The sequence below is a fragment of the Atribacterota bacterium genome, from assembly GCA_028703475.1.
In the GTDB taxonomy this organism is placed as follows: domain Bacteria; phylum Atribacterota; class Phoenicimicrobiia; order Phoenicimicrobiales; family Stramentimicrobiaceae; genus JAQVMU01.
In genome coordinates, this window is the sequence record JAQVMU010000004.1 from 1 (window position 1) to 10,700 (window position 10,700).

Below are 10,700 nucleotides of genomic sequence, written 5' to 3' on the forward strand. Positions count from 1 at the left end.
ATTATTATATCCCATTTTTTACTTGAACCTAATATGGACTTCAGTATTGCACTAAGCTCATTAATAGGATAGCCTACTCCTCTCTTTCCAAATTCTCCAAAATATGCTAAGTCTCTGCGTATCTGGTCTGGGCTAATACCACCTGTTAATTTAGAAATTTCAGCGGAGGATATTGTATCCTTTTCTCTTCCAGAGTCTGTTTCAATCAATAAATCCAAGCATCTATGGTAAATGGATAACCGACCTATTGTGGCTTTGGGAATATTTTTCTTATTGTTTTTATAATTGTTTGTTTGCATCATAAAATATAAATATTTTTGTACATAATCTGATATTAATTAAACTGCTAAAAACTATTAATTACTTTTCTTTTATAGTTAATTAATTTTATTTTCTGGTAACCCAAATTTCATACCCAAGATTTTTAAGTTGTTGAGATGCTCTTTCTGCCTGTTCCTGGGTTTGGTAAGAACCTACTTGTACCTTGTAATTACCATTTTGGGGAACAACAAAGGTATCATATCCATGTCCTTCTATTTCTTTTGCTAAACTGCGGGCATTATTCTCAACAGAAAAAAATCCAACCTGTACAGTATAAGCCTGACCAGATGCCGGTTCAGTAACTCTTCTCTGGTCCTGGTGACTTTCTTCTCTTTCTATAACGGGTTGAGGACTTTGAACAATACTATCCTGCTGGGCTGATTGTTGTGGTGTTTGATTTTGTATTTCTGTTCCAACATTAATATCTTGTTGATGAACCGGACTTTCATCTTCAGCATCAGTTTCACCTAAAGCCAATTCTTCTGCAGAAATACCCTGAGTCTCCCCTCTCTGAGCCAATAATTCCTCTATCGTTTTTTGATCAGCATCACTTCTTTCAGCAATATCTTCTTCAAAACTTTGGTTCTGTTCGGCTTTCATATCCTCAGGAGGTAAAAAACTCTTTTCCCTGGCCATATAAAATGCAACAGATAAAATTACAATTGCCCCTACTAAAATAATTAACGTTTCCAGGTTACTCCTGGATTTTCTTTTATAAATACGCCTTGAACGTCTCAAATATTAATACCCCCTTCTAATATTAATCAGAGGAAAAATTAAAATTAGTATATCTAAATTAATATTATAATATGTTTTCTAAATTAATATACAGTTTATTCAAGATTTTTAAAAATATTTAAATATTCTATAAAAATATTCACACTTATCACTAAAATCTATTATATAATATTATAAATATTATTTTTGCATTAGATTACTCTTTACTAATATTACAATTCTTTGTGATTTACTGCAAATTTATATTATATATTATTAACATTTATTGTAAAAACTAATAAGGACTTATTATGACAGAGAATTCTAAAAACATATTATTAGGTGTTGGAAATAGTTTAAGGGGTGATGATGGTGCCGGTTCCTTTATTGCCAACAATTTTTCACATAAAAACTGGATTGTTTTAGATGGAAAAACTGCACCTGAAAACTGCACAGCAGTTATTAAAAGGGAAAAACCTGATCTACTTGTAATAATTGATGCTGCAGATATAAATCTTGCTCCAGGTGATTTTTCTGTTATTGCTCTTGATAAAATAAAAGAATATCAGCTTTCCACTCATTCAATGCCATTACACTTATTAATAGAATATCTTACTCCTTATTGTAAAAAAATAATACTAATCGGTATTCAACCAAAAAACATACAAACAAGTGAAAATTTAACTGATCAGGTTTCAGAAGGATGTTATAAGATAATAAGTATTTTAAAGGATAATAAAATTAGCAGCATTCCCGTCATACAATAAAAATACCACGCTTTTTTGCGCGGTATTTTTATTGTTATTTTTATATTATTATACAATTCACTTCACATATTTTTTAAAAACAAAACTGCAATCAAATTTATTTAACAATCATTTCGGGACTTAGCCGATCCTCATTTGCCAGTAAAAAATCTTCTGACATATGTAAACAATTAACCGGGCATATATCATTACACTGTGAACAAAAAATACATCTGTCAATTCTTATTTTGATCTTCTTTTCATCAGGGATAAATTCAATTGCACGGGATGGACAAACTCTAACACATAAACGACAACCAATACATTTATCCCTTTCATAAGTTATTTTTCCCCTGAATTTTTCTGGTATTTCCACTGGTGGATTTATATTTGCTTCACCTTTTCCTACTTTATTAATTAATTCAGTAACGGTTGTGTCTCCCGGATAATATTTAATAGGAAAACAATTTGTTGCTGCTTTGTTAAATAGTTGTTTAATTAATTCAAATACCATTGGAGTAGGCATACTCTTCACCTCAACTTATATTAAATAATCCACTACAATCAATAATAAACCCATCAGTCCAACTACTGATAGATAGATCAAATAGGTAACGGAAGCTTGGTCTATCTTAAAACGGGCTAATGCTACTCGAATATAAGTAGCTTCAAAAAATATAACTATAAACATTTTTAATACAAAGAATAATATATCTATTATCCTTGCAAATACACCACTAAAAGAAAACAAATGAGCTATATTATATGGAAAGAACAAGACAACAGTTAAAGCAGCCATAACTACCAGCTTAACTGCATTTGCGAGTTCAAATAAGGCTAAATTTCTTCCAGAATATTCAACCAGGGCACCACCCGCTAATTCAGTTTCAGCTTCTGGAGTGTCAAAAGGAACAATAGACAATTCTGCTGGCGTAACAATTGCTAAAGTAAAAAGAAGTAATATGGCACCCAGGAATCCCAATGGTCCCACTACTCCCCATATTGGATTAGCGGTAAGAATATCCAGTGAAAATATGTTTAAACCAGGATACGCAAGATTTAATCGCCATCCAAGTGCAATAATAATTGTAACTAACGGTAATTCATAACTCATCATTAAAACCATTTCTCTTTGTGCACCAATACTGGCATAAGTTGAACCAGAGCTAAACCCGCCTACAACCAGGGCAACAGCAGGTATTGCTAATAAATATGCAATTAATATTAGATCTCCGGATCCCCCCAACAATGCCGGGAAAGAAGCAATAGGAATATAAAATAAAATAGTGATTGTTGAAACAAGAGCCAGTAACGGTGCTCCGTTAAAAACCCATGGTACTGCATTCTCTGGAACCACAGTTTCTTTAATCATCAGTTTAAAAAAGTCATAAAATGGTTGCCTGATTGGTGGTCCAATTCTTGATTGCATCTTAGCTGCTATTTTTCTATCTAAACCTTTATAAAAGAGACCAATAGTTATTCCTAAAAAAGCAATTACTATTGCCCCAACAATCTTTAATAAAAAAATCAAAACACCACTCTCCATCATTGTAATAACCTCCTGGTTTTTTCAACGCTTAACTTTCTCAATTGATCCCTGGTCAATATTTCTTGTTTATAAGTATTTGAATCTACCAGGGTAACTCTGTCCATGCAACCTATACAAGGATCTATAGAGGCAATAACAATTGGAATATCAGCAACTTCCTGATTTTTTAACATAGGCACCCATGGCATTAGGTTATTGTACGTTGGAGCTCTTGCTTTCCACACCTCAGGGCTTTCCCCTTCACCTAATTTTACATAGTGAATAACTTCTCCTCTAGGAGCTTCGTGTCGGCCAACTCCTTCACCGGTTGCTTTTTTAAGTGTTCCTAATAATTTTGCTAATTTCTTTTCAGATAAAATATCCCCATCAGGCATATTATTTACACAATACTCAATTATTTCAACTGATTGTTTTACTTCTAATAATCTTACTATAATCCTATCAAAAACATCACCATTAACTTCTCCAGAAAATGCTTCTGGAGTAATGGCCTTGATATCCATATCTGCATATGCAGAATACGGATGATCCTGCCTGACATCTTTTTTGACACCCGAGGCTCTGGTTGTTGGCCCTACTGCTGACAAATTAAGCGCTTCCTCATAAGATAATGGGCCAATACCTTTTGTTCTCAAGGCAATGCTGGGATCTTGCAAAAATACATCCTCTAATTTCTGATAAGTTTCCTTGTAATATTCCAATGTTTGTTTGATTCTGGGCATATGCTCATCTGTAATGTCCCTTCTAACTCCACCTATCGTAAAAACACCATAATTTACACGATTACCGGTTAATAGTTCTAACAAATCCATTACATTTTCCCGGACTTTCCATGATAAGAAAAGTACTGAGTCAAACCCTAACTCATGGGCAGCAACACCAGCCCAAAGTATATGTGAATGTATTCTTTCTAATTCTGCAATAATTGCCCTTATATATTCTGCCCTGGGAGGAACTTCAATATTTGCAGCACTTTCAACAGCTCTACAAAAAGCATAAGGATGTGATACAGAGCAAATACCACAAATCCTTTCTGCTAAATAAATAATCTGGATTATATTCCTATTTCTTCCCATAAATTCTATGCCGCGATGGTTGTCTCCAGGGGCTAAATCTACGGATGTAATCTTTTCTCCTGCTATTTCAAAATTAAAGGTCATCGGTTCTTCCAATGAAGGATGAATCGGACCAATAGGTACTTTATAACTCGACTTGGCCAATTTAAATCACCTCAACTTTCATTTTTGAATGAGATCATCCAATCCTTTTTGGTTTTTTCTAAACGGATAAATATTTTTCGGAAAATCTTCCGGTAAAAATATATTATGCATATCCGGCAATCCAACAAAATTAACACCAAACATTTCCTTAATTTCCCTCTCAGTAGTTTGTGCACCAGGAATGATATCAGTTATCGTGCTAATAGATGGTTCTTTAATATCTAATTTTACCTTTATATTAAGACAAACTTCTTTGCCCTCTTCTCCATAATATATAGACATAAGATACGTTAAAATAACGTTTTCTCCATTATCCTCTCCTGCAATAATAGAAATATGGGGATAATGCAGGGTAGATATTAATTCTATGGCATCTATTAATTTTTCTCTTTTTATTTCAAGCCAAATATTGTGATTTTCTTTTTGCTTGATGCCTTCTTTTTTGATGTCAAGTCTTATATCCAATAAAGATTCTTTTAATTCTTTTTTTAAGAAATCTATTAATTCTTCTGGTTTCATATATTGCATAATTATCACCTAAACCTTATTTTTTAATATTAAGAACTGGCTTCTTTGGCTGTTTCGATAACTTTTGCTTTATTTGATTCATTTCTTATTCTTTCCAGTTTGAGCCAAGCCTTTAAAACCCCATTTATGATAGCTTCCGGTCTAATTGGACAACCAGGGACGTATACATCAACTGGTATATGTTTATCTACCGGCCCTACAATATTGTAAGAATCATAAAAAACGCCCCCGCTGCTTCCACAAGTACCTACCACAATAACTGCCTTGGGATCAGGTGTTTGATCGTAAATCAATTTTAATCTGGGTAACATTTTTCTATTTACCGGGCCAGTAACAAGTAAAACATCTGCATGCTTTGGACTTCCTACGAGTTTAATTCCAAATCTTTCTACATCATATCTAGGAGTTAATAGAGCTACAATTTCAATATCACATCCATTACAAGAACCTGTATTTAAATGGAATACCCATAGAGAACGATCAAAATTCTTATTTAATTTCATGTTAACTTACTCCTACTATAATAAAGATAATTGCCATAACTAATATAATCCAACCACTATAGTCATTTATATTGCCTGTATGTAATGCAACCATGGGTTTATAATATCTTTTTAATGCCTCTGTAAATCCCCAATAAATATGACTTGCACCCACATGGGAGTCTTCCTTGCTTATTTCTCTATTTCCAGAAAGAAAAGGTTTGGTTTGGTCAGTATTCTTTTTATATTGATCCTCTCCGTGGCTTCTAATCCAAATTGCGGATATTCCTATAATTATGAACATTATCAGCCATATTATAGCATTCCAATTTCCACTTCCAGTCTCCAATAATCCAATATTCATATTACATTCCTCCCAAAATAACTGCAGTGTAACTTGATTGGTTAATCAAAGCCATTACCGCTGGGTGTACTATATATTTGACAACTAAATCAGGAAATAATCCAAATAAAACAATAATACAAGCTAATGCTCCCATCGCAAAAAGCATGCTTTTTGGTACTTCTTTAACATCTTTGTATTGTTCCATTTTAGGCCCCAGAAAAGCACTGTGAAATACTTTTACAAAAGATGCAAGAGTTAAAATACTTACCAGCATAGCTATAATTGATAGTAAAGGGTTGAATTGGAAAACTGATTCGTAAATAATCAATTTTGAGGCAAAACCATTAAATGGTGGAATCCCTGCAATTGCGGCAGCTCCTATAATGAAGAATATTGCAGTATAAATCATATTATTACCCAATCCGCCCATTTTATTTAAATTCCTGGTGCCTGTTCTATAAAATAACGCACCTGCTGTTAAAAAAAGCAATCCTTTATACATTGCATGATTCATGATGTGAAAAATGCCACCCTCCATAGCTTTAATACCAAATGTTTCCAGAGCAATAGGATTTGCTAAAACAGCAATCCCAACTCCAACACCTAACAGCATATAACCAGTTTGTGAAACAGCATGGTAAGCCATTAGTCTTTTAATATCTTTTTGAATGATTGCCATGGTAACCCCGATAAACATTGATAAAAGCCCCAGGATAATAATAATCCAGCCAATAGTGATAGTATTTAAAGTAATATTGTAAAGTGAAAAAATAATTCTGAAAAGTGCGTACAAACTAGCCTGACTGGCTGCAACTAATATCATTGTAATTGATGCCGGGGCTTCTGAATAAGCATCAGGTGTCCACATATGCATGGGTACCGAACCAGCTTTCATAGCTAAAACTGTTACCAGTAATATAAGGGCAATCTTATCAAGCTGTGTAAATTTCATCACACTGGCAATAGTTGCCATATTCAAAACATCATATTGTCCATAAAACAAGCCTACAGCAAATAACACCATTAATGCAGAAATCGAGCTGACAACCATATATTTAAATCCAGCCTCTGCAGGCTCTCCGGAAAGATTGCTTCTAAATGCAATCAAGGCTACTGAAGCAATGGATGCAATCTCCAGGAATACAAAGAAGTTAAATATATCTCCGGTGAATTCCATTCCAAACATTCCAGTTGCCAGTAATAGTAACAGGGCATAATATTTTTCCAGTCCACTATGCTTATCCATAAAAGCTATAGAGTAAATTGCCCCCAGGAAGGAAACAATTGCAGTTATCAAGCCCATAAATATCCCCATACTATCAATATGAAAAATAATTCTAATGGGAACAGTATAGCCGGAAGGTAATGTTAATCCTGCTTCACTTCCGCCAAAAACATAAATTAACGGATTACCAGGAAGAATTCTAACAGCCATTAAAAGAGTAATAAGTAGGGTAAAACCTAATACAACTGCAACAAATATTCCAAGTATTTTTTTGTTTAAACGACTCACTACTGGTACTAAAAAAGCCGCTAACAGAGGAAAGGCTATAACTAAAGCCGGCGCATGTGTCATAATACTGCTCATTCTTTTAACCTCCTCACTTCATCTGTATCCAAAGTTCCATATTTTTTAAATATAATCATAGCAACAGAAAGAATAAGAGCAGTTGTTGCTACACCAATAACAATACTGGTAAGGGTTAATGCCTGAGGAGTGGGTAAAACCATTTTTAAACCTTCCGGAGCCTGTGTAAAAATCGGTGCTATTGCACCTTTTCGATATCCCAGGGTAATTAAAAATAAGTTCACTCCATTTTCAATTAAAGTAATTCCGATTGCAATTTTAATCAGATTTCTTTTATAAATCAGGGTATAAATACCTAAACCAATTAATAATGCCACTGCCAAATAAGGAAAATTACCAATCATATCATGAATTCTCCTTCTTCTTACTTATAATTTCTGAGCCTGCAGACATGGTAAGTATTATAACCCCAAAGGCTGCTAAAACCTCCAAGCCTACTGCCATATTCATAATTGTAACTGTACCGCCTGTATTTAAATCACCGGCATTTATTCCAGCAACAGCTGAATTACCAAACAATCCTCCACTATTTGCCATAAAATTATAAAAAAATGTTATTCCAAGGCCAAAAAAGGCAAAAGCAATAAAGAGGACTAAGCCTGTGGTTTCTATTAAAGAAAAAATATCTTCTGACAAAAATTTCTTACTACCCTGATTGCCATAAGTAACCACCAACAGGGCGAAAGCAGAAGCAACGATAGCTCCTCCTTGAAATCCCCCGCCAGGGGTCAAATGACCGTGTACAATAATATAAAAACCATATATCATTATAAAACCGTATATTAAGGTAGTTATCGTTCTTACAATTCGCGACATTTCGTTCATTTCGACACCTCCCTGAATAATGCAGTTACTCCCAGAACAGCTGTAAACAAAACTGTAGCCTCACCTAATGTGTCAAAACCTCGATAATCAAAAACTATAGTAGTTACCACATTATTTGCACCTGTTTCAGACTGGGCATTATCAATATAATAATCATCCATCTCACTAAAAGCTGGCTCTCCAAAAGGTCTCATGCCAGCAGCAGCCAAAATCATAAAAGCAATAAAAAATATTAAGGCGATTCCAAAAATTGTTTTTTTCATGATTTTTCTCCTTATTTCCTGGTTGCCCGAATTGCAAAAATATAAATTGCCATTGTTAAAGCTGCTCCAATACCGGCTTCCGCGATAGCTACATCCGGTGCATGTAACAAGTAAAACTCCAATGACAACAATAAACTAGCTGCTGCTAATGCTATAACTGAAGTTAACAGACTTTTATGGATAACAGCAAGTACTGAGGCAATAATCATTATTACCAACACAGCAATATGAGCAAAACCTACTAATGGACTCATTTTAATTTTGCCTCCTTTAATTCATCAATTACCGCCTGTTTTGGCATAACACCACTACGATGAGCAGCCCTTGAAATTGCATGCGCTCCAGTAGGGTTTGTAATGATAAGGCAAGCTAATGCTACTATGGTATGTAAAGCCAAAACGCCATACTTTGAATTTCCACTTACTTTCCAAAGATAGAAACCAAAAATAATTACTGCCAGAGAAGTAAATATTGACCCAAATGTTGTACATTTTGTGGCAGCATGTAACCTGGTATAAACATCAGGAAACCTCATTAGACCAATAGAGCCTAACCCGTTAAAAAATATACCGATCAATATTAGTATCAACAAAATAATCAATAAAATTGTCATTTATCTTTCGCCCTCCTCTCCATATAATTAGCAATATACAATGTAGCAATGTAAGATAGTAAGGCATATACAATCGCAACATCAATATAAATTACTTCTTCAAATGCAGCACCAAAAAGTATCATTCCTGCTATTATCAGGGTATTAATTGTGTCCAATGCAACAACACGATCTGGAATTGTCGGCCCTAAAATAAGCCGAAATAAAGATATAAGCATAAAAATAACTAATGCTATAGCTGAAATAAGAAATATGTTTAAAATTTGATTCATTCTGCAATCCTCCTGGCCCAATCAGGGAAAGTACCACAAATATCTTCTATACTGGGTTTCAGATTTGTCACATTTATCCAATGAATATATAAATCATTGTTAGTTTCATCAATATCAACACTTAATGTACCTGGTGTTAAAGTAATAGAGTTTGCCAAAAAAGTAATAGCAGCGTCACTCTTCAGTCCCGGAGATATTTTTACTATACCTGGATTGATTTTACCTGTAATAACCCGTATTGCAACATCAATATTTGCCTTTGCCATCGCATAGAAAAAAGGACCGATTACGTAAGCCAAAAAAAGAATCCATTTTATCGGATTGAGTAAATGATATTGCTTTTTCTGAAATAAAACATTAGTTGATACAATTGCAATGATCAAGGAAATAATAACAGCAAATATTATTTCATTTTGATTCCACAAACCCAAAATATCTCCCTGGTTGGCTGCTAAAAACATATAAGCAATAAAACTTAACAAAAAATTAGCAATATAACCAATCATCACTTCACCTCACTTTGATACTCGTTATCTTTAATTTTATATTTTTATATCTATACTTGTAATATTAATATTATTATTTTTTATAAATAATTTGTCCGATTGTCAATTTGACAATGATAATATCTTTATTAACCACTGCAAATTTTTTTGAAAAGCAATCTTTGTATGACAACATTTAATATCACAAAATACTTCAAAAGTATACCATATTGAAACTAATTCACGCAATTGATTTTGAAAATTTATTTAATCTCTAATTCGATATCCTGTATAAACAATTCATCACCACTGATTATATTTATTGACTGGCTTTCACAGAAAGGACATTTAAATTCTTCCTTATCCAAATAAAATTCTTTGTGACAGTCCTGGCATTTTCCTTTTAGAGGGGAATTAGTAATTTCTATTTTTGCTTTTTCTGCAGGTGTTGATTTTGATAGCTGGTAAAATGCGGAAATAAGCAGCTCTTTATGAATCATAGTAAATTCACCAATAATTATACGTATTAACTTTACTTTTTCACGTTTATCAGTGATGTTAGACTTGTCTAATACAATCCTTAATAAATTCTTTGCAACAGATCTTTCGTGCATTGTCGCCTTGATTCTTAATGGTTTTAATTTTTGAAATAAAATGGTGCCGGGAGGGGGATTTGAACCCCCACAAGCATATGCCCACCAGCCCCTCAAGCTGGCGCGTCTACCTATTCCGCCATCCCGGCAAA

At 33.7% G+C, this 10,700-nt stretch carries 18 protein-coding genes and 1 tRNA gene; 1 reads left to right on the forward strand and 18 read right to left on the reverse strand.

The annotated features are described in order from the left end of the window. Together PHQ99_01110 and PHQ99_01115 are read right to left on the reverse strand one after the other, a co-directional pair. Nucleotides 1-209, reverse strand: a 209-nt coding sequence (locus PHQ99_01110) for a winged-helix domain-containing protein (GenBank protein ID MDD4288183.1), incomplete at its 3' end; no start/stop codon positions are given. A 178-nt stretch (nucleotides 210-387) separates the two neighbouring features. Beyond that, nucleotides 388-1,059, reverse strand: coding sequence for an SPOR domain-containing protein (locus tag PHQ99_01115; GenBank protein MDD4288184.1), 672 nt, complete (start codon nucleotides 1,057-1,059; stop codon nucleotides 388-390). 290 nt (nucleotides 1,060-1,349) lie between these two features. Here PHQ99_01115 and hycI point away from each other — a divergent pair, with 290 nt between their 5' ends. Next, a complete protein-coding gene (gene hycI / locus PHQ99_01120) occupies nucleotides 1,350-1,805 on the forward strand; it encodes a hydrogenase maturation peptidase HycI (protein MDD4288185.1) in 456 nt (151 codons plus the stop codon). Between the two features lie 97 nt (nucleotides 1,806-1,902). Here the strand turns inward: hycI and PHQ99_01125 are convergent, their stop codons facing one another. From PHQ99_01125 to PHQ99_01200, 16 genes are all read right to left on the reverse strand, one after another. Further along, a complete protein-coding gene (locus PHQ99_01125) occupies nucleotides 1,903-2,310 on the reverse strand; it encodes a 4Fe-4S binding protein (protein ID MDD4288186.1) in 408 nt (135 codons plus the stop codon). A 15-nt stretch (nucleotides 2,311-2,325) separates the two neighbouring features. Next, nucleotides 2,326-3,333 (reverse strand): NADH-quinone oxidoreductase subunit H, encoded by a 1,008-nt coding sequence (locus PHQ99_01130; protein ID MDD4288187.1) that lies wholly within the window; start codon nucleotides 3,331-3,333, stop codon nucleotides 2,326-2,328. Continuing rightward, the gene (locus tag PHQ99_01135) at nucleotides 3,330-4,553 is read right to left on the reverse strand and encodes a nickel-dependent hydrogenase large subunit (GenBank protein MDD4288188.1); all 1,224 of its coding nucleotides are present in this window, start codon (nucleotides 4,551-4,553) and stop codon (nucleotides 3,330-3,332) included. The genes PHQ99_01130 and PHQ99_01135 overlap by 4 nt, the downstream gene beginning before the upstream one ends. A gap of 18 nt (nucleotides 4,554-4,571) precedes the next feature. Next, a complete protein-coding gene (locus PHQ99_01140) occupies nucleotides 4,572-5,081 on the reverse strand; it encodes an NADH-quinone oxidoreductase subunit C (GenBank protein MDD4288189.1) in 510 nt (169 codons plus the stop codon). Between the two features lie 29 nt (nucleotides 5,082-5,110). Continuing rightward, nucleotides 5,111-5,584: an NADH-quinone oxidoreductase subunit B family protein gene (locus tag PHQ99_01145; protein MDD4288190.1), complete on the reverse strand. Its 474-nt coding sequence runs from the start codon at nucleotides 5,582-5,584 to the stop codon at nucleotides 5,111-5,113. A 1-nt stretch (nucleotide 5,585) separates the two neighbouring features. Continuing rightward, nucleotides 5,586-5,927 carry a hydrogenase gene (locus PHQ99_01150; protein MDD4288191.1) on the reverse strand — a complete coding sequence of 114 codons (342 nt, stop codon included), beginning with the start codon at nucleotides 5,925-5,927 and terminating at the stop codon, nucleotides 5,586-5,588. Between the two features lies 1 nt (nucleotide 5,928). Further along, nucleotides 5,929-7,497: a proton-conducting transporter membrane subunit gene (locus tag PHQ99_01155; GenBank protein ID MDD4288192.1), complete on the reverse strand. Its 1,569-nt coding sequence runs from the start codon at nucleotides 7,495-7,497 to the stop codon at nucleotides 5,929-5,931. Beyond that, nucleotides 7,494-7,841, reverse strand: coding sequence for a sodium:proton antiporter (locus tag PHQ99_01160; protein MDD4288193.1), 348 nt, complete (start codon nucleotides 7,839-7,841; stop codon nucleotides 7,494-7,496). Before PHQ99_01160 ends, PHQ99_01155 begins: the two co-directional genes overlap by 4 nt. A 1-nt stretch (nucleotide 7,842) precedes the next feature. Further along, nucleotides 7,843-8,322: an MnhB domain-containing protein gene (locus PHQ99_01165; GenBank protein ID MDD4288194.1), complete on the reverse strand. Its 480-nt coding sequence runs from the start codon at nucleotides 8,320-8,322 to the stop codon at nucleotides 7,843-7,845. Then, nucleotides 8,319-8,585: a hypothetical protein gene (locus tag PHQ99_01170; GenBank protein ID MDD4288195.1), complete on the reverse strand. Its 267-nt coding sequence runs from the start codon at nucleotides 8,583-8,585 to the stop codon at nucleotides 8,319-8,321. The genes PHQ99_01165 and PHQ99_01170 overlap by 4 nt, the downstream gene beginning before the upstream one ends. A gap of 11 nt (nucleotides 8,586-8,596) precedes the next feature. Then, entirely contained in the window at nucleotides 8,597-8,839 is a 243-nt protein-coding gene (locus PHQ99_01175) for a DUF4040 domain-containing protein (protein MDD4288196.1), read from the reverse strand. Continuing rightward, the gene (mnhG, locus tag PHQ99_01180; GenBank protein MDD4288197.1) at nucleotides 8,836-9,198 is read right to left on the reverse strand and encodes a monovalent cation/H(+) antiporter subunit G; all 363 of its coding nucleotides are present in this window, start codon (nucleotides 9,196-9,198) and stop codon (nucleotides 8,836-8,838) included. The genes PHQ99_01175 and mnhG overlap by 4 nt, the downstream gene beginning before the upstream one ends. Next, nucleotides 9,195-9,470: a cation:proton antiporter gene (locus PHQ99_01185; protein MDD4288198.1), complete on the reverse strand. Its 276-nt coding sequence runs from the start codon at nucleotides 9,468-9,470 to the stop codon at nucleotides 9,195-9,197. Before PHQ99_01185 ends, mnhG begins: the two co-directional genes overlap by 4 nt. After that, nucleotides 9,467-9,976 carry a Na+/H+ antiporter subunit E gene (locus PHQ99_01190; GenBank protein ID MDD4288199.1) on the reverse strand — a complete coding sequence of 170 codons (510 nt, stop codon included), beginning with the start codon at nucleotides 9,974-9,976 and terminating at the stop codon, nucleotides 9,467-9,469. Before PHQ99_01190 ends, PHQ99_01185 begins: the two co-directional genes overlap by 4 nt. Before the next feature lie 242 nt (nucleotides 9,977-10,218). Then, nucleotides 10,219-10,569, reverse strand: coding sequence for a hydrogenase maturation nickel metallochaperone HypA (locus PHQ99_01195; GenBank protein ID MDD4288200.1), 351 nt, complete (start codon nucleotides 10,567-10,569; stop codon nucleotides 10,219-10,221). A gap of 41 nt (nucleotides 10,570-10,610) precedes the next feature. Then, nucleotides 10,611-10,697: transfer RNA gene (locus PHQ99_01200), tRNA-Leu, on the reverse strand. Nucleotides 10,698-10,700 lie beyond the last annotated feature (3 nt).

What these genes read in the sequence shown, in the direction of transcription:
- hycI (MDD4288185.1), top strand. Translation starts at nt 1,350, where the DNA reads ATGACAGAGAATTCTAAAAACATATTATTAGGTGTTGGAAATAGTTTA.
- PHQ99_01125 (MDD4288186.1), bottom strand. Translation starts at nt 2,310, where the DNA reads ATGCCTACTCCAATGGTATTTGAATTAATTAAACAACTATTTAACAAA.
- PHQ99_01130 (MDD4288187.1), bottom strand. Translation starts at nt 3,333, where the DNA reads ATGATGGAGAGTGGTGTTTTGATTTTTTTATTAAAGATTGTTGGGGCA.
- PHQ99_01140 (MDD4288189.1), bottom strand. Translation starts at nt 5,081, where the DNA reads ATGCAATATATGAAACCAGAAGAATTAATAGATTTCTTAAAAAAAGAA.
- PHQ99_01145 (MDD4288190.1), bottom strand. Translation starts at nt 5,584, where the DNA reads ATGAAATTAAATAAGAATTTTGATCGTTCTCTATGGGTATTCCATTTA.
- PHQ99_01150 (MDD4288191.1), bottom strand. Translation starts at nt 5,927, where the DNA reads ATGAATATTGGATTATTGGAGACTGGAAGTGGAAATTGGAATGCTATA.
- PHQ99_01155 (MDD4288192.1), bottom strand. Translation starts at nt 7,497, where the DNA reads ATGAGCAGTATTATGACACATGCGCCGGCTTTAGTTATAGCCTTTCCT.
- PHQ99_01160 (MDD4288193.1), bottom strand. Translation starts at nt 7,841, where the DNA reads ATGATTGGTAATTTTCCTTATTTGGCAGTGGCATTATTAATTGGTTTA.
- PHQ99_01165 (MDD4288194.1), bottom strand. Translation starts at nt 8,322, where the DNA reads ATGAACGAAATGTCGCGAATTGTAAGAACGATAACTACCTTAATATAC.
- PHQ99_01170 (MDD4288195.1), bottom strand. Translation starts at nt 8,585, where the DNA reads ATGAAAAAAACAATTTTTGGAATCGCCTTAATATTTTTTATTGCTTTT.
- PHQ99_01175 (MDD4288196.1), bottom strand. Translation starts at nt 8,839, where the DNA reads ATGAGTCCATTAGTAGGTTTTGCTCATATTGCTGTGTTGGTAATAATG.
- mnhG (MDD4288197.1), bottom strand. Translation starts at nt 9,198, where the DNA reads ATGACAATTTTATTGATTATTTTGTTGATACTAATATTGATCGGTATA.
- PHQ99_01185 (MDD4288198.1), bottom strand. Translation starts at nt 9,470, where the DNA reads ATGAATCAAATTTTAAACATATTTCTTATTTCAGCTATAGCATTAGTT.
- PHQ99_01190 (MDD4288199.1), bottom strand. Translation starts at nt 9,976, where the DNA reads ATGATTGGTTATATTGCTAATTTTTTGTTAAGTTTTATTGCTTATATG.
- PHQ99_01195 (MDD4288200.1), bottom strand. Translation starts at nt 10,569, where the DNA reads ATGCACGAAAGATCTGTTGCAAAGAATTTATTAAGGATTGTATTAGAC.